The sequence below is a fragment of the Ensifer adhaerens genome (genome assembly GCF_020035535.1).
Taxonomy (GTDB): domain Bacteria; phylum Pseudomonadota; class Alphaproteobacteria; order Rhizobiales; family Rhizobiaceae; genus Ensifer.
In genome coordinates, this window is sequence record NZ_CP083351.1 from 13905 (window position 1) to 31008 (window position 17104).

At 60.4% G+C, this 17104-nt stretch carries 13 protein-coding genes and 2 pseudogenes; 8 read left to right on the top strand and 7 right to left on the bottom strand.

What is annotated here, in order from left to right; genetic code table 11:
• Positions 1 to 736: 736 nt before the first annotated feature.
• On the bottom strand, positions 737 to 1531 hold the full coding sequence (locus tag LAC81_RS34630; protein WP_223730749.1) for a hypothetical protein: 795 nt from the start codon (positions 1529 to 1531) through the stop codon (positions 737 to 739).
• Positions 1532 to 2185: 654 nt separating this feature from the next.
• Between LAC81_RS34630 and LAC81_RS34635 the strand changes: the two genes are divergently transcribed.
• Complete coding sequence (locus LAC81_RS34635) at positions 2186 to 2578, top strand: hypothetical protein (protein ID WP_223730750.1); 393 nt, start codon at positions 2186 to 2188, stop codon at positions 2576 to 2578.
• A gap of 1037 nt (positions 2579 to 3615) precedes the next feature.
• On the opposite strand, the gene LAC81_RS34645 is transcribed toward LAC81_RS34635, so the two are convergent.
• From LAC81_RS34645 to LAC81_RS34660, 4 genes are all read right to left on the bottom strand, one after another.
• On the bottom strand, positions 3616 to 4002 hold the full coding sequence (locus LAC81_RS34645) for a type II toxin-antitoxin system VapC family toxin (RefSeq protein ID WP_223730751.1): 387 nt from the start codon (positions 4000 to 4002) through the stop codon (positions 3616 to 3618).
• Positions 4002 to 4256, bottom strand: coding sequence for a type II toxin-antitoxin system VapB family antitoxin (locus LAC81_RS34650; protein ID WP_223730752.1), 255 nt, complete (start codon positions 4254 to 4256; stop codon positions 4002 to 4004). Before LAC81_RS34650 ends, LAC81_RS34645 begins: the two co-directional genes overlap by 1 nt.
• Before the next feature lie 158 nt (positions 4257 to 4414).
• Complete coding sequence (locus LAC81_RS34655; protein ID WP_223730753.1) at positions 4415 to 4873, bottom strand: type II toxin-antitoxin system VapC family toxin; 459 nt, start codon at positions 4871 to 4873, stop codon at positions 4415 to 4417.
• Entirely contained in the window at positions 4873 to 5115 is a 243-nt protein-coding gene (locus LAC81_RS34660) for a type II toxin-antitoxin system Phd/YefM family antitoxin (RefSeq protein ID WP_223730754.1), read from the bottom strand. The genes LAC81_RS34655 and LAC81_RS34660 overlap by 1 nt, the downstream gene beginning before the upstream one ends.
• A 229-nt stretch (positions 5116 to 5344) precedes the next feature.
• Between LAC81_RS34660 and LAC81_RS34665 the strand changes: the two genes are divergently transcribed.
• The 5 genes and pseudogenes from LAC81_RS34665 (at position 5345) to LAC81_RS34680 (ending at position 12309) form a co-directional block, all read left to right on the top strand.
• On the top strand, positions 5345 to 6994 hold the full coding sequence (locus LAC81_RS34665) for a Mu transposase C-terminal domain-containing protein (protein ID WP_223730755.1): 1650 nt from the start codon (positions 5345 to 5347) through the stop codon (positions 6992 to 6994).
• Positions 6985 to 7908: a TniB family NTP-binding protein gene (locus tag LAC81_RS34670; RefSeq protein WP_223730756.1), complete on the top strand. Its 924-nt coding sequence runs from the start codon at positions 6985 to 6987 to the stop codon at positions 7906 to 7908. The genes LAC81_RS34665 and LAC81_RS34670 overlap by 10 nt, the downstream gene beginning before the upstream one ends.
• 2 nt (positions 7909 to 7910) lie before the next feature.
• Positions 7911 to 8309 (top strand): annotated as a pseudogene (locus tag LAC81_RS38625) (TniQ family protein); the annotation flags it as partial.
• Positions 8310 to 8315: 6 nt separating this feature from the next.
• A complete protein-coding gene (locus tag LAC81_RS38245; protein ID WP_235693206.1) occupies positions 8316 to 9038 on the top strand; it encodes a hypothetical protein in 723 nt (240 codons plus the stop codon).
• A gap of 1123 nt (positions 9039 to 10161) precedes the next feature.
• Positions 10162 to 12309, top strand: coding sequence for a hypothetical protein (locus LAC81_RS34680; RefSeq protein ID WP_223730757.1), 2148 nt, complete (start codon positions 10162 to 10164; stop codon positions 12307 to 12309).
• A gap of 45 nt (positions 12310 to 12354) precedes the next feature.
• On the opposite strand, the gene istB is transcribed toward LAC81_RS34680, so the two are convergent.
• Entirely contained in the window at positions 12355 to 13248 is an 894-nt protein-coding gene (gene istB, locus LAC81_RS34685) for an IS21-like element helper ATPase IstB (protein WP_223728175.1), read from the bottom strand.
• The gene (gene istA, locus LAC81_RS34690; protein WP_419195845.1) at positions 13245 to 14759 is read right to left on the bottom strand and encodes an IS21 family transposase; all 1515 of its coding nucleotides are present in this window, start codon (positions 14757 to 14759) and stop codon (positions 13245 to 13247) included. Before istA ends, istB begins: the two co-directional genes overlap by 4 nt.
• 170 nt (positions 14760 to 14929) lie before the next feature.
• Between istA and LAC81_RS34695 the strand changes: the two genes are divergently transcribed.
• Both LAC81_RS34695 and LAC81_RS34700 read left to right on the top strand, forming a co-directional pair.
• The gene (locus tag LAC81_RS34695) at positions 14930 to 16615 is read left to right on the top strand and encodes a hypothetical protein (RefSeq protein ID WP_223730758.1); all 1686 of its coding nucleotides are present in this window, start codon (positions 14930 to 14932) and stop codon (positions 16613 to 16615) included.
• Positions 16616 to 16727: 112 nt separating this feature from the next.
• Positions 16728 to 17096 (top strand): annotated as a pseudogene (locus LAC81_RS34700) (helix-turn-helix domain-containing protein); the annotation flags it as partial.
• Positions 17097 to 17104: the final 8 nt, after the last annotated feature.

Sequence of the window (17104 nt, forward strand, 5' to 3'; positions counted from 1 at the left end):
TACGGACACACCGGGTCGGGGGGCCGCGGGTTTGGCCGGATCCCAAATGGGCGGCGAATTTCTGGCGCCGGCCAGGGCCGGGGAATGCCGGTCGCAAGCAGGCGTCCAATATCCGAGGGTCTGAGGCAAGCGCGCGAAGCGGGATCTCCCCCCACGCCTCCAGGCGCAGATGCTGCAGTGTCGCTACGTCTTCGTCTGTTAGCAGCGCAAGGTTGCTGCGTTGATCAAATGTAGGGACTGCGTCGAGCGCGCCGAGTTCTGTCGCACGGGCGTGGATCACGGCAGTTGTCATGAGGAACGTGCCAGCCTTTGAGCCTGCCCGTGCGAATGAAGGGCAAAATCCTGCAGACTTTTGTGTGCACTCAGAGGCATTCGGCAAATCGTCCCCGCCAAGATTTCGGTCCTCATTCAGCACGATCATGCTCTAGAGATACGGCTATGGTGGCGTGCCATCGGTGATGCCTTGGTGGAGGCGGACGGACGTTGTTGTGCCTACGGCGTTGTACTTCTAACGGCTCTGTGCCAGCTCCCACACGTGTTCATAAGGAGTGCGCTAGAAAACATATGGTTGTAGACGTGGTTTAGATCTTGAATAGGGGCGCGTCAGGTTCGAGACGGCATTGAGGATGGGAAACCAAGCGTCCTCAGTGGCAAATGCGCACCAGCGGGCTTCCTTGGCGGGAATTTCGGAAAAGAACGGCTTTGGGGAAGGCGCTGACGGAGCGTCGTTTGATCGTCAGCGAGAAACCGGGGTCAGGGTCAGCACTTCGCTATTGGTCTTGCACGAACCCGGTACGCCGTTGATGCAGCCCTTCGTGGTTTGCTTGATCGTCAGTGTAGATCCATCACCTGACGGACCAATCGTATAAGTGCCTTTGCCGGCGCCTGAAAAGCCGCCGCCCGCAAGCCCATACTCCACAGTCCCGCCGGAACGAGACGTTGGCGTGTAGACGAAAGCCGAAGTGCCGCCAGGGAACTTGCCGACGACCTCGAACGGCTCGCTCAACTTCACCACGGTTCCGCTCACCTTGATCCGGGCGCCGCCGCCGGAGACCGTCCAGGGACCTGGACAAAGCTTATCCAGCACGTGTTCGGCAATCCGGGCAGCCTCGTCCAGAAACGCATCGTCATCCGAGAAGCCGGAGAAGCTGTCGACAAGGTCGCCGCCGGGATTGGTTCTCGTCTCTATCGTCCAGTTGGCTTTCCCGCCGCCGAATGTGATGCGGCCGCCAATCAGAAAGTCCGGGGCCTCGGTACCCAGCTTCTTTATCGCCGTGGTCGGGTCAGCATATTTCGACTGCTGAAACTTCTGTTCCTTAATCACCTCGTCGATCCGCCGCCATTCGACGACCCTGCCCGCGCACCATTCGGCCTCTCCCCCGGCGCCCAGCTTGTTGACGACCTCGGTCAAGATCATATCGCCCAGACCGTTCCCAGCAGCCTCCCGGCCGGGATAGGCGTCGTCGGTGATTGTGCCGACCGCCAGCACCACATCGGCTTGCTGCGCTTGTGCGATCGTCGATGACAGCAAGACAAGAACTGGCGCACAAAGCACAGACATGGCATGCGACGGTCGTTTCCGAATTTGCACCTTGATGCGCCCCCGCTCGCGGATCTTGCAATTACACTGCCTCTCTAGCCCGTGGCCTGTCCAACGAAATCTCGGGTGTGCGCCCAGGGCCGCCCACCATACTTCCTGCCGCACGAACCATCAGATTGCCGCTACTCGGCTGACGGGATGCTCGCTCCTGCCGGCCCAATCTGCCGAGTGATACGTTCGAGCGGTTTGTGCGAGGAAAGGCTGTTGGCCTCGATCCCGCACGAAATCGCACAGGTATCGTCTTAAGTGCCATTAGCGACCAGCAAACCGCGGCGTCCTGATCTTTTCTGCAAGGTTGCATTGCGCCGGTAGGGGTGGGAGGGAAGTCCGGTGCGCCTCCAGACTACCTCGTCGCTACGTGCGCCAATCTCGCGCTCAGCAAAAGGCCAGGAAATGCGCGGCAGGCATCATCGTCTTGGAGCGCATTGGGAGGAACTTTGCTGCCCTCCGGCTTCGGCATCGCATGCGCGGAATCGATCATCTTCTCTCTTGGGCCATGAAGGCTCACGACGGTAAGATGTCCGTCGACCGTGGACCAATTTGACGACGTGGCGACGGGGCGGGCGCCTGCTTCGGGAGGCGATAATGTTTCCAGTGAGCCAAGGTTGGCGCGCGGACATGGAAGGAGAACGGATCGTGGAAATCAGCGTCAGTGACCGCGAGCTTATCGCACTGATGAAACGCTATTTTTCGGCGAAAGCCGAGCTTGACGGCTTGAAGGAACGACTGGAGGCGGCGCGACACACAGCCGGCGAGGCGATCGGCGTATTCTACGATCCCCGAGAGAACGCCGAGTACGCCGCCGACCTGCAGCGCTCGCATCATTTGAAGGCCGAGATGGTGTCGTTGATGCAGCGTGCCGAAGCGTGGTGGAGGGCAGCATCACTTGCCGATCAACGCGACGGATCGGAGGCCGAGACGGAGCCGGAAGACTGGCAGTCGTTTGAGAAGCGGGCCGATGCATTCTTTGGAGGATAGTCACCCGGGCGACCGGACAAGCTGACTATCCGTTCTTTGCTGTTGTTCTAGAGATCGCGGTGCTCCGAGGGCCGCAAAACGGTGTTCTCTAGCTAAAGTGATGCAGCCGTCATTCCAAATCAGTAACTCAGGCGTCCAACGCCCTCTTGATGGAGCAATGGGGCGCACTTGGGGATCGGACATGAACCCGGCGTGTTTCCTGAGAAACAGATCGCGCGAAAGACCAATGCTAATTGAGTTTCAGTTCAAAGCACTCAAATGAATTGGATCTAGAAATGGTTCTGTTTTCGGCTCTGATGTTTTTCGCCATGCTGTTTGCAACAGCAAAGCAGCTGCGGAGCGAAGCCCGAGCACGCCCGGCGATTGTCTGATCCGGCGATCCAAGCCTCCGCTACGCGTTTGATTCAAGCCGAAAATTTGCAAGACCGTTATGAAGCTCATCTGTGAAGCCGTCAGCCTCGTCGTATTCTCCGCTGCGGTCGTAATGTTCGCGACCGTGCTGGCCGCATGATCCGGACTGTCCCGCCTTTTTTTCCCGTCCGCGCCTAAGCCTCCAGGCTAGACGATGAGCCCTGACGCTCATTTCCGTTTGCGCTCTGCGTCGTTTTGGTATCAGGCCGAGCGTCACGGATCGGTTCGCGCGCCGAAAGTTCGAGTTCGACACCGCCAAGCGGCTGCAAACGGGTGCGGATAGCGCCAGCGCGGTTTGCGGTTGTTGTCTCCTGCTGCGCCAGCACGGCTTTCAAGATGTTACTTGCCTCGTCTTCCATCGAACGGCCGTGGGGTCGCCGCGCGGATGATCGCGTCGATCGAGGGGCAGGACGCCGTCCCTTCGCTCATTTCGGCAGGCCGTTGATATCGTAGAGATCGCCGTGTGCCGACGTCAGCGGCGCCCCGAACCCAGGATGCTGGTGCGCAGCCATACATCTTCGATCCAGCCGGATCCTCCGCTCTAGCTCGGCTTGGCGCCTTGTGTAGTCGCCGACACATGTGGTGGTGCTTTTGCTGGGTCGGTTTGAGCTGCCATGAACAAATCCTCACGCCGCATCGATGTCGGTTTGCGAAAAATCACTGCCCTTGTTGAGGAGCGGCTCTCCGGACAGCGCGGCAAGAGCATAGGAAAAGCAGTCGCCGTAGTTGAGGCTGACCGGATGACGGCCCTCGCCATAGCGCCGCCAAGCGCGCCGCGCACGATCGGCATGTTCGGCTGTAACCGGCACGATTTCGACTTCTGCCTTGTAAAGCCAGAGGTCGAGGTCGGCGCCTGCGGCCTCCCCAAGTCGCGTTTCGATCACCATTGCTGCCTCGAGAACGCTCGCTGCGGAGATTAGCCTTACGGGGTCGTCTGCGATGCGCTCGTGGAAAGTGGCCGCTTCCGGCTCATTGAAGGCGATGGCGGCAAGAACGGATGTATAGATGACCATCAAGATGGCAGTCCGTTCTCGTCGTAGCCGAGAATCTCGTCGGCGGTTCGGCTGTCGAGTACAGGTCGGGCGTTCCAGCGTCGCTGGATCGCTTCGAGATCCTCGAGAAAAGCGGCTTTGCGCATGTCACAGCCAAGGCGTCGCAGGCGCTCTTCGAGCGCGCGCTTAGTTGCCAGTGTAATGCTTTCGCCGGTCCGTTCGGCAAGGGTGCGGGCCAGCTGTTCGGTGTCGTGGTCTTTGATGCTCAGCGCCATTTTTGTCGCCCAAGGTTCCTAATTTTCTAGATTATACCTTTGTAACACAGCCGCGGGGAACAGGTCGGATTCCCAGGATCACCGGATTGCAATCTGCTGTCTTAACCATTTGGCACTGGCGAGGACCGGCGGAGTCTACCAAGTTCAGCGGATTTTTATCACCTCAAGCCGGCCCATCGCGGATTTCCACCGGACGCGGATGTTCTTTTCTGTCCGGCATGTTGTGTCGCCTGGAGGGGTATTACAGCGATGCTCGCCTGCGCGCTCTTCACGACTGCGGCGACTTCGACTAGCAGATGGCGGAACGCCAGATCAACGTCGGCGCGCCTGACCGGGTCCCAGAGATGATGGGCGACGAATTTCAGCAAGGAGTACGCGTTCGTCGTCGTCGCTTGTCGTCGTCTTCGTGCGGCCGAGGCGGATCGAAAGGCAGGGAAGGGGACGCAGCGCCCACGCCGTTCGGCGACCAGGAATAGGTTGCGGGTTTCGAACCAGAACGAGGCCGGCACCAGTCCCACAGTCGCGCGCAACTCTGCCATCAGCCGGTCCGCAGCGTCGTGCTGTTCGTCCGGAAGAAACCAGGCTGCAGCGATGGATGCATCAAGAACGAAGGCCATCAGTACCGCCGGCCTTCGTCGCGCCACTCGCGAATTTCATCCTGGGTGGTGGGTTGCCGGCCGGCGCGTTGCGCCCTGATCTCGGCGATCAGTGCATCGATGTCATTTTCGCGGCGGATGCGAGAAAGCCGGGCAATGGGCGTGTTGCCTCGCGAGATGATGACCTCTTCGCCCGCTTCGACCTTGGCCAGCAGCTCGGATAGATGCGTTTTGGCCTCTGCGACCTTGACTGTAACGGTCATGATCCGTTCTCCCCTGATTGCGCGTCTCTCGTCGCGCGGATGACAACATTGCGCGGTTTTCCAGCTTCTGCTCGATGATACGGTCGGCAGGACAATGTCAGTTTGCCTGGATCGCCGGACTGTATGTCTTTGCCCTGTAACAATAACTGCTCATCCTAATTCAGTGGAATCTCCCTAGTTCAGTGGAATTCTAGTCTGATTTGCGGTTTGAACGCGAGGGTGAAGCTCGATGAGCCGGAAGCCGGACAAGTTCGCAGTTGAGGATGCAGTCTGGCTGAAAGCTGTGGCACGAGAGGCGGTCATCCTTCCCTTGGCATCGAAAGCTCGACTGTCACCTGCCGATGTCGGCCTGGCCTGCCGCCAGCTCGAAGTGGGCCGGGCACGTCTTTATGAACTTCTCGGTCGCTATCGAACCACTCCAGCCACGAGCTCGCTACTCGATCTTACCTCGGGCCCCCAACGGGGAAGACGGCGCCTGGCGCAGGAGATGGAGGCGATCATTGAAACCGCTATGCGGGACACCTACCGGAGGCGAGAGAAACCGTCGATTACCGCGCTCCACGATCGCGTTCGGGAACTGTGTCGTGCCCGTAGTGTACATCCGCCTTCCTGGAAGGCCGTGAAAGCCCGCGTCGCTCTGGCCGATCCGAAGATGCTGGCCCGTGATAGGGAAGGGGCAAAGGCGGCGAGGGATCGTTTTGCACCGGCGGTGGCGGAGTATTGCGCCGATCACGCCCTCCACATCGTTCAGATCGACCACACGCTCGTCGATATCATCGTCGTTGATGCGGTGCACCGGCGACCGCTGCAAAGGCCGTGGCTGACGCTTGCGATCGACGTCGCGAGCCGCGTGGTCGCGGGCTTTTATCTCAGTCTCGAAAGTCCGTCGTCAGCGTCGGTGGCGCTCGCTGTCCAGCATATGGTGATGCCAAAGGGGGAGTGGCTCGAGGCATGTGACATCAAGGGGGACTGGCCGGTCTTCGGTCTGCCGGAGGTGATCCACGTCGACAACGCGCGGGAATTCCATGGGAAGGCCCTTGTTCGCGGTGCAGCCGAGCATGGCATCATGCTGGTGCACAGGCCGGTGGCGCGGCCGCATTACGGCGGTCACATCGAGCGGCTGATCGGCACGATGATGGGGGCGGTTCATCTGCTCCCGGGCACGACGTCGAGTGATGTCGCAACGCGCGGAACCTATGACTCGGAAAAACACGCCACAATGACCCTCGACGAGCTGGAGCGATGGCTTGCACTTGAGATCGTTGGCCGCTACCACGCTGAGGTCCACCGCAGCCTCAGTCTGCCGCCGGTTACCGCGTGGGGTGATGCCGTCGCGGCGCGACCGGAGCCGCTGCGGCTGCCTCAGGATGCCGAGCGGTTTCTCCAGGATTTTCTGCCTTTCGAGGAGCGCAGCATCCGCCGCGACGGTGTGCATCTGTTCGGGCTGCGCTATTGGGACGACGTGCTGAGCGCCTGGGCTGGCCGGCTTTCGCGTCGGCTGCGCATCCGCTACGACCCGCGGGATCTGTCCTGCGTGTTCGTCGAGGGACCTGACGGCATCAACTGGCCGATCCGGTTCGCCGATCTCAGCCGTCCGCGCATCACGCTCGGTGAGCATCGCATGGCGCGTGCGGCCCTGAAGGAGCGTGGCGTCCAGGCGACCGATGAGCAACTGATCTTTGAGACGATCGCCGCGCAGCGCGCATTAGTGGAGGCGGCGGCGCGCGATACCAAAGCTGCCCGCCGCCGGATCGAGCGTCGTGACCGGTCCCTGGCGGCGACAGCCGGAACCGGCGCCGGTCCTTTCATTCGGGAGGCCGATGCTGACGAGGAGCTGCCGATCGACCTACCGCCGCTGACGGTAGAGGAATGGTCTTGAGCGAATACGGTCACCTGTTGCCGGCCTATCGGCGCCATGCGGCTTCGAGCGACGCCGAGCGCATTGCCTGGATACGGGCCGACCGGTGGCTCGAAACCCCGCAGGCGCGCGCGGCCATGGCGCGGCTGGAGGATCTTTTGTCCTACCCGCCGCGCGACCGCATGCCCTGCCTGCTGCTTTATGGCGACACCGGCATGGGCAAGACGAAGATCATCCGCAAATTCCTGCGTGATCATCCGGCCCGGTTCGACAGCGGGACGGGCGTGACGACCATGCCGGCGGTGGCGATGCAGATGCCGGCGGAGCCGCTGGAGCGGGACGTCTATGGCGAACTGCTCAACGCGCTCGGGGCACCCGGACCGGCGAGCGACAGCCCCTATCGCCAGAAGGAGATCTGCCGCGGCCTCCTGCGCAGGATGGGTGCGCGGCTGCTGATCATCGACGAGATCCACGCCATGCTGGCGGGCACCTTCCGCCAGCAGCGGATATTTCTCAACGTCATCCGGTTTCTGGCCAACGATTTGAGAATCCCGCTGATCTGCGCCGGCACTGACCTGGCGCGGCAGGCGCTTATGACCGATCCGCAGTTGGCGGAGCGCTTCGAGGCCTTTCACCTGGCGCGCTGGTCCAACGACCGGCACTTCGCCCAACTGCTGTCGAGTCTGGGAAGCATCTTGCCCCTGCGCCATCCCTCGGAGCTGGTCGCGGCGGCGACCCGCCAGCGGGTGCTCGATATGACCGACGGCGTGACGGTGCGCATCTTCCGGCTAATCGAGACCGTGGCGGTGGAAGCGATCCGCAATGGCAACGAGCGCATTACTGCCGATAGCTTCGCATCCGACGATCTGGTGCTGCCGTTGGTGGCCATGACACGGGAAGCGGAACGGCAGTTGCGGCGGCGGATCGTCCGGTGAGAGTGTCGCGCTTCCTCCCCGTTGCACCGCGCCCTTTCGAGGACGAATTGCTGTCCTCCTGGCAGGAGCGTGTGGCGTGCCGTTATGGATGCCCGGTGAGCGAAATTGAGCGCTGGCTCGGACACGACCGCGGTCATGGCCGGGAGTGGAGTTTCGCAAGGCGAGATTTTCAACCGGATGCTGCGACGACGACGCTGTGGGCGCGTGCCTGCAGAATGCGGGCAGGCGAACTCGAGAGATTGGCGCTCGCCCGTTTCGCCAGACCGGCAAGCTGGTATGTCGGAAAGTCCTGGCGGCGCGGGATGTGCCTGGACTGCCTTGACGAAGATGCCGCCTGTGGCCGCGATCATTATGTGCGCCGTGCGTGGTCTCACGTCGAAACTGCGATATGCCCAAGGCATCGCCGGATGCTTCAGGATTTCTGCCGCCGCTGTTTCGCGCAGGGCCGATTCTGGTTCGCATGCGTGAAGGAAAGGGCGACGCTCGTTTGCGCGCAGTGCGCGACCACGGTATCGGGTCGGATGACGGGGATCGAGGAGCCGGCCGAATTGGACTTCCTGCTGGCGCTGACGGCCGCAGTGCGAGCCACCATTGCGGGCAAAGAGAGGCGCGCGGCACTGGATGAGATAACGGCTGCGGTCCAGGTCCTGTGGGCGCCCTCGCAGGCGAATGGGAAGCCCTTCATAGCATGGCTCGACTTGAAGCGTCCGTTTGGCCGTCTTCCCGTTTTCACCGTTCGCTGCGACCCTCTCGCCAGTTTGTCGCTTTCGTGGCGCATCGTCACGCTAACGGCTGCGGCGCAACTGCTCGATCTGGTTCAAGCGAGACGGCGGTTCGGACCACCACCTGTTTTCCTCGAGCGTGAGTTTGCCGAGTTCAGGGGTGGTTCAATTCCGCAAACTGCGCTCCCGTCGAATTCCGCAAGAGGGGAGGGGACCGCTTCGAAGCTCAGGCTCCGATCGGACTTCGAGTACCGTCGCATGGCCGAACAGATTGTGACGGGTGCGGAGTGGAAGGCGATTTCCAATACCAAAGGGCGCTCGCGCGACAGGCAGCTCAGGCGCCTTATGACCCAGGCTCTCGATCGCGAACGAGCCCGAAGCGACGGGCCCCGTCCAGCAGGGCCCTGATGGCAGTCGGCTGCCGCTTCCGGCCCCCACGCGGCTGCACCTGGTCGAATTGCGGGGGCTCGGTTTGTAACGGCAAGCAACGCATTAGAAAACGGACGGTTGCAAGCGTGTTTTATGCTATGAATAGAGGCCTTCCAGACTCGAAATGGCAGTGCGGATGACCCATGGACCGAAAGCGGCCAAGAAACCGCGCCAGCGGGCTTCTGTGGCGGAAAAGGCCGGAAATCGGCCCGCCTGACGGGGATCGGGTCGCGCCCTGTCGTTTCAGGTGGGCCAGGAGATGGAAAAGTCGATTGGCGGATGGCGCTCCGCCGGCCGCTCGGATCCAGCGAGTCCATTCGATCAAGGCGGATGAGTCCGCTGAACAAGGTTGTAAAGCGGCTGAAAAGCCCGGATTTCCAGGCAAATCCACCGATCCAGGGCGACCGACATAGGTGATTTTCGACTCGAAAACCATCACTATCGATACTTGGACCCTATCGATAGTGATTGGTGCTGAAAGGCATCGTCTGAATGACGGAAAGAATGCTCGAATTACGTTCTGTTTGTGAAATTTAAGGCGTTAATACAGATGGTTAATGATTGCCTAAGAGGCCAAGATGCTATCTCGATGTGATAACCGGGGCAGATTTTCTGGCGATTGTGGCTCTAGCTTTGCGATTTCATTCGAACCGCTGAGCGGTAAATACAACGCCGAATTTTTGAGCTGACGTCTTCAGGCCGAGCGGGGGGAGGGAGCTTTCAGAGCCCGGGTGCCTTGGGGAAATTGCGCCGGCCGACGCTGTAGTTCGGTCGCGTTTGGCACGCCCGAGCTCGCCCATCGATTAACGCGGCTGCCTAAGTTGCCAGTGATGTTCGATGTTTCAATGGCCCGGCAAAAGTACTCGCTGAAATCGTTAGCGAAAAATCCTGCGACGTCTATCGTCTAAGCCCAACGGCTAAATGACGATTTTCGGTTTGAAACCGCGAAGCGAAACCCACAGGTTTTCGCTTCTCGATTTTACTTGAAGCGCTCTCAAAAAAGTCCTCAGGAAGGCTTGCACAGTCGGGTGGGGGACTGGTTGGAGAAACGAAGTTCTGCGATTAGTCGATTTCTGTCAGTTGAAGAGATCGGACGCGAGCTGTGACAATCAACATAACCGGGCCGAAGAAGTACGATTTCCAGGACCTCGTTTGTGTCGCAATCGGTCTGAGGTTCGCGCGGCAGGAGGGCGCGGAGCTCTTTATTGAACCTGATGGAGGGGAGGACTGCGAGGTCAGGCTGAACGGCCGCACAACAGAAGTCCAGGTGAAGGGTGCGGGCGGCAGTTTCGGCATCAAGGAGTTGGCGGATTATCTGGGCCATCCTGGGAAGAATGTTGCAGACAACACGCTGCTCGAACGGCTCGTATCGGATAGTTCTCGCTACGTCGTCCTGGTTCTTTCCAGCCGGAGTGACGACGCAACATCTTCCCTCGTAAACACAATAGAATGGGAGCCGGAAGAGCGTAGCCACAGCTTCGGTGTGGCGAATGCCAAGGCATTGCTGCAGACTTTCGGCAGTCCCTCACCGGACAAAAATCCCACTGATCTCACCAAGAAACGGAGCGAGCATCGGAAGACCGTAGCTACCTCTCTCACTCCTGGTGCGCTGAACTCGGCTCTCAAGCGCCTCATAGTGATCGAGCGGCTAGAAGAACAGGGATTGACCGCATTCTGCGAAAGCTGGCTGGTGCGCGATCATGATGTGCCAAGAGATAGGCTCGGACAAGCAATCGGCGACCTCCGCGCGGCGGTGAAGGACGCGAAGGGAAAGGACACCAATGCCTTGCCGGCCCTGAAGGGGGTTCTCGAAAAGTTTTCTGCAGGATCGCTGCTACCGGAGGGCTACATTGAACGCGGCGACGAAACGGCATGGATGGCTACGCTTTCCGCGGACCGGGCGCTCCTGCTGACGGGGCGACCAAGGAGCGGAAAATCGGATGCGGCAAAGTATGTTGCTTCACGATTTCAGAAGTTCGGCTACACGGTTCGTCTCCTTTCTGACGTGAAGGAGGCTGAACGTTTCCTGAGTGAGCCTAGTAGCTCGCAGCGTCTCGTGGTTTTGGACGATCCCCTAGGGGGAACCCATGCGGAGCCGGATCATCTACAAATCTATCAACGCCTGGAAGATCTGCTCGGCCGACTTAGAAACGACCGAAGGCTCGTTGTAGCCCAGTCGCAGGAGCAACTGTTGCTGGCCACCGGGGCTTCCAACGTATCGAAGCTGGAGACTGACAGGCATCGCTGGCACGACTTGGGACAACCCAATGCGGCGTTCGTCGCCAGCGTGTGGTCGCAAGAAGTGTCATCATCGAGCGTGCCCGCGGATCTGGCGCAGTTTGTTGGCGAGGCGCTGTCGACCGGACGGCTCGTCCTGGATGCTGGCGCGGTGCGCCACCTGGCGAGCCATAGCCGCAAGATCGAACATCCGTACTCAATAGGCCAACTGGAGCGAATTGCGCATGAGCGCGCCAACGCGTTGGCGCAGGTTTGGAAAAAGGAAGGCCTTCAGCCGCTTTCGCGCAGCCTAGCAATCGGCACGACAGCCGTGGAGCCGATCGCGGAGATCGATCTAGCTTTTCTGTTGGGCAAGGGTGGAAGTGGACTACCCGGGATGCCGGAAGGAGTATTTTCAGCCACGCAAATCGGCGGGGATATCCCAGAACCAGAGCCAGATGCAGATTACGACGAGCCACCTACTCTAGCGGAGGTCGAGAGCGAACGTCTGGAGGCTCTTGAGGTTCAGCGTGTGATCAGTCTTTCGCTGTCGGGCAAGCTCAACTTCGCTCATGCATACTATCGTGCCGCTGGAGAAGCCCTGGCCGACGCGTCGACCGCCAAGCAGGCGGAGGCAGCGGTGTCGACCCTGGAACGGGGCCTTTTCTGTAAGACCGCCGTGACATCGAGGGCAGCCGCTCGTAACCTCAACTGGTTGCACGATCGATTGGCTCGCTCGGGGAGAGATCTGGCAGTTCCGGAACTCGCGGAACGCGGGTTGAAGAGCTATTTCCCGGCGACGCGCGACTTGTGCTACGCCTTTCTGTTACGACATCTGCTGAAGTTGCCCGTAGAGTATCAAGCCCGGCTGCCACAGTGGGTGGATGCAATAAAGCGGTGCAGGCTGGAAACGATGGAGTGGCGAGACGGCGAGGCGCGCCTTCCGCTGGGCAGGACGCGAAGCGTCGCGATAAGCAGCACTTTTCAATTCTCCGTTGATCGAGATGACGTGCTGTCCGAGCTTAGCCTATAGCGCGGCGATCAGGATGAGACGGTGGCGACAATCTGGATGAGACTCTTATGTCGCGGTCGGGATGAAGGTATCATGCTGATTGTCGCTGGCAAGAGTCTCGTCGTGTTCTGATTGCCGCTCCGCGACAATCTGGGAAGCACTTTTAATTGTCGCGAAGGCGGCAGGTCTGCCGCGCTGGCGTTTGGCTTCCATGGCGGAACGTCGCCGATAGCTTTCGACGTTCATTTCGAAGATCGTTGCGTGATGAACAAGTCGGTCCACCGCGGCAAGCGTCATGGCTGGGTCCGGAAAGACGCGGTTCCATTCTCCGAAGGGCTGATTGGCGGTGATCATGATGGAACGCCGCTCATATCTTGCGGAGATGAGTTCGAAGAGCACGCTGGTCTCGGCCTGGTCCTTGGTGACGTAGGCCAGATCGTCGAGGACAAGCAGATCGAACTTGTCGAGCTTTGCGATGGCGGATTCGAGCTGGAGTTCACGCCGTGCGACCTGAAGCTTCTGGACGAGGTCGGTCGTGCGCGTGAACAGCACTCGCCAACCGTTCTCGATCAGCGCGAGGCCGATGGCGGCGGCGAGATGGCTCTTTCCGCCACCCGGCGGACCGAACAGGAGGATGTTGGCACCTTTGGCGAGCCAGCTATCGCCGGCGGCAATGGCCATGACCTGGGCCTTGGAGACCATCGGCACGGCGTCGAAGGCGAAGCTCTCGAGCGTCTTTCCAGGCGGCAGATGTGCCTCGGCGAGGTGGCGTTCGATCCTGCGATGCGCTCGCTCGGCCAACTCATGTTCGGCGATGGCCGACAGGAAGCGGGCGGCTGGCCATCCCTCCCGATCGGCCTGTTCGGCAAATTGCGACCACAGTGTTTTGATCGTCGGCAACCGGAGCTCATTCAGCATGATGCCGAGGCGGGCTTCGTCGATTGTGTGAATGCTCTTCATGCGACCTCTCCGGCATAGGCAGCCCCCATCAGGGCTTCATAGCTATTGAGCGATGCGAGTTGCACATGCACGGTCGGCAACTGATCCGGGTCCGGGCCGAAGATCGCTCTCAAGGCCACCAGGTCGGGGAGTTTGTGGGCGTCGAGCGTTCTGGCAAGCTCCTCGGCCAGTTCCCGCTCGCAGCCGCGATCATGCGCCAGCGCCAGCAATTCGACGGTGATCTTGCAAGCCTGCCGGTCAGGCAGTTGCTCGATGAGAGTGTCGAAAGCCCTTCTGTATTCCGGCCGGGGGAAGAGCTTGTCGCGATAGACGAGGTTGAGAAGAGCCATCGGCTTTTTGCGCAGAGAGTGGATGACGTGGTGATAGTTGACGACCTGATCGTGCTTGCCACTCGCATGGGCGCGACCTCGTGGCAGCGTCAGCAGATGCGTGCCGCCGATGAAGACGTCGAGGCGATCGTCAAACAAACGCACACGCAGCCGGTGGCCGATCAAACGGGAGGGGACGGTGTAGAAGACCTTGCGCAAGGCGAAGCCGCCGGTGCGCGACACGGTGACGACCACCTCTTCGAAGTCGGACGTGCGGCGATCGGGAAGCGCCTGCAGATGCGGGCGCTCGGTATCGATGCGCTTGCCATGTGCGGCATTGCGGCGGCTGACGATCTCGTCGACGAAGGCGCGGTAGGAACGGAGATCGTCGAAGTCTCTGGTGCCGCGCATCAGGAGTGCATCGCGGACCGCATTCTTGAGATGGCCGTGAGAACTTTCGATTGAGCCGTTCTCGTGGGCGACGCCCTTGTTGTTACGCGTCGGGGTCATCCGGTAATGAGCGCACAAGTCTTCATAGCGGTTTGTCAGATCGACCTTGGCATCGGCATCAAGGTTGCGGAAGGCGGCCGACAGGCTGTCGCTGCGGTGATAGAGCGGCGAACCGCCGACCGACCACAGGGCATTCTGCAGGCCCTCGGCCAAGGCGACAAAGCTTTCGCCGCCAAGGATGACATGGGCGTGTTCGAAGCCCGACCAAACCAGCCGGAAGTGATAAAGCAGATGGTCGAGCGGCTGACCGGCGATCGTCACGCTGAGGCTGCCCATGTCGGTAAAATCCGACAGCCCCAACCGGCCGGGCTCGTGCGTCTGGCGGAAGATCACCTCCTGTGCCTCACCGTAAGCGGCTCGCCATGACCGGATGCGTCGCTCAAGTGTGCGGCGAATGCCTTCGGGCAATTCCGGATGACGCCGCAGCATCTCGTCATAAACGGCGACCGCACGAATGCCGGGAGCGGCTTTGAGGAGCGGAACGACCTCCGCATCAAAGATATGCGCAAGCGGATCGGGGCGACGCCGACCGCGGGGCGGCTTGTTTTGCGACGGAAGGCGTTGCTCTTTCTCCACACGGAACGCCGTCGCCCGGCTGATCGACGCCTTCGCGGCGGCGACCTCAACAGAATGCGTTTGTCGGTACTTCATGAATAATCTCATCTGATGATCGGTTACATGGCGACCCGGCACAAAGGTGGTTCTCCATTCCAGATAACCACCACCGTAGCGGGCCGACCGCGATCATGAGACGCCGAAAAATTGCGCCGCGGCGGGGGTGTAACTCCGGTCGGGCTACGCCCTCCCTTCGTCACACCCCCGCCGCCGAGTCTCATCCTGATTGACGCTGAATCTCACCTTGATTGTCGCCGCGCATTAGCCTGCTCGAGAGCCCAGAAGAATCGTTTCTCAGCGCCGAAGGGGCCTGCCGCGCAATCGTCTTTTTCAAGACAAAACCGTCGGCTTTAGGGCTTCTGGCAATGTCTCGCCTTCTCAACTATGGGGAGGGTTTCATCCGAGCGGCTGCGGCTAAAATCTGGCTGGCGATAAACCGGGCGCACGATGGTGAGATTTTGCGTCGCCTAAGTGCCGACGATCATCCTGCAGTGGCTTCCGCCATGCTAGACGGCATCGTTCGGGGATGGGCTTCATACGCAGGGCCACGACGCGTTGAGCTGTCGGCCTTGATTTTGGCCCGAGCGGCAGCTCCGGCAGATGCGGCGGCAATGATGGACAATCTTGTCCGGTTCGACCGTGTCGAGTACTCCGGGAAGCAACCTCCCTGGGAGCTGTTTGGCAGCGTGATGCCTGTGGCGCTGAACGCCTTGCCGACCTCAGCCGATTTCATGGAAACGCGGCTGTACAACGTCGTGTCGGAAGCACGTGGGGAAATCGCGCCGGAGGTCCTCGCATTGATCTGCGACAGTTGGCTTTACTGGCTTGAACGGGCGATAGGTGAGGGCGTCACCCCAGGGGACTACCTTCTCGGCATCGTGGATCTGATCCTGGACACCACGCGTGATCAACCAGATTTGCGGGAAGGGCAACTCGCTCGAGCTTTCGCTCTGCCTGGAACCTACGCCCCTTATACATTCGTGGGCGATATGGTGGGCTACTGGAGCAGATTGGGCGACGGCGAGCGTCAACTGGTTATCGATGCCCTGAATTCGGCTCGCTCAGACGTCTTGTGGCTTCGAGCAGCAGTACTCACGTCGCCTGCCGTTCCGGAAGAACTCCAGGGTATGCTGTTGCCCGCAGGATTGACTCTCAACGCTCCACCAGAGGATTTGATCGGCAGCCTGCCTCCAGAACTTCTGGAAGCGTGCGTCCATTCCTACACCGGGCACTTCGGAAGGCTCGGGGATCGAGCCCATCGCGGCCGTGCTGTTTGGCAGCCGGTCGTTGATCTCGTTGTGCGGCACCCGGAGCATCCCTTGTTCCCCGCAGCTTGGCAGCTTGTCTCCGGTAGAGCGCAAGGGAACATCGTAGGCGAAGTGATCCAATCATGCGGGCTGCCGCATGCCGAACTGTTTCTCGATCTCCTTATTAAGCACAAGGTTTCTCGCGTCGGCGACTTCATGCCGGAGGCGTGGTCCGCGCTGTTCGGCCTTGCGCCGATTCTCGCGGTCAGGCGCAATTGGCTGGCGAAAGCTCTCTCATACCTGCCTGCTATCGCCGACGACATCGAGGACCTCGAGTACTGGCTGTCTGATAAGCGCGATAGAAATCTCGCGTTTAACGTCCTCGGGGACGAAATCGATGCAGTCATGAAGGCGAAGGCGCTCTCGGAGGGTAACGAGGTACTGCCAGCCATGCTGGCGCTGGTCCAGCATTTCTCAGAGGAGCATGTCCTACTACGTGGTACGCATGATCGAATTCTGGGCTATCTGAAAAAGGCGGACGCCTCTGAGTTCCAGGATCTTTTCGAAAAGCTACGGGAGGTCGTATCCACGTCGCGCCTCCGGAGCGTAGAGATTTCCAACGCTATTAAGGAAAAGCTTGCCGACAAGGTCAGGTGGTCGGAGCCGCCTGGGTGGATAGCACCGTAAAGGTATCGGCCAAGACATGGCCCATCGCGCAGTGAATTCGGCCACATTCGGATCGGCGCTCGCGCGTCTCGACGAGTCTCATCGCCCTCTGGCCAACTCCATGCTGCGCTAGGCCGGCGTCACCACCGCGGCGCATGTTGTCGCCTTCAATCGCGGCCTGTGATCCATTCCCGTCGATCGGCATCGCGATCGTGAGACCCGGCTTCTGGCCATTGTCCACGGCCGAATTGCAGCCGCCGAGATCGGTCTGAAGGAGCATGATCGGGTGGCGCTGGGGCGGCAGATGATGGAGCTCCCTGGCCGGCGCGTCTCGTCAATGCTACCGGAGCTGATCGAGCTGGTCATGGTAAAACCGCTAGTTTCGACCGGTATGATGGAGGCGCTGGTGGTCACGCCACAGGCGGCGCGGCGCATCGTCAGTGAGCTTGGTCTTCGCGAGATGACGGGGAGGGGGAGGTTTCGCGCATGGGGCATCATATGATCAGAATG

Coding starts and splice junctions, on each gene's coding strand:
- LAC81_RS34650 (WP_223730752.1), bottom strand. CDS start 4,256: ATGGCGCTGAGCATCAAAGACCACGACACCGAACAGCTGGCCCGCACC.
- LAC81_RS38245 (WP_235693206.1), top strand. CDS start 8,316: ATGCTTCAGGATTTCTGCCGCCGCTGTTTCGCGCAGGGCCGATTCTGG.
- LAC81_RS34645 (WP_223730751.1), bottom strand. CDS start 4,002: ATGGTCATCTATACATCCGTTCTTGCCGCCATCGCCTTCAATGAGCCG.
- LAC81_RS34635 (WP_223730750.1), top strand. CDS start 2,186: ATGTTTCCAGTGAGCCAAGGTTGGCGCGCGGACATGGAAGGAGAACGG.
- LAC81_RS34655 (WP_223730753.1), bottom strand. CDS start 4,873: ATGGCCTTCGTTCTTGATGCATCCATCGCTGCAGCCTGGTTTCTTCCG.
- istB (WP_223728175.1), bottom strand. CDS start 13,248: ATGAAGAGCATTCACACAATCGACGAAGCCCGCCTCGGCATCATGCTG.
- LAC81_RS34670 (WP_223730756.1), top strand. CDS start 6,985: ATGGTCTTGAGCGAATACGGTCACCTGTTGCCGGCCTATCGGCGCCAT.
- LAC81_RS34665 (WP_223730755.1), top strand. CDS start 5,345: ATGAGCCGGAAGCCGGACAAGTTCGCAGTTGAGGATGCAGTCTGGCTG.
- LAC81_RS34660 (WP_223730754.1), bottom strand. CDS start 5,115: ATGACCGTTACAGTCAAGGTCGCAGAGGCCAAAACGCATCTATCCGAG.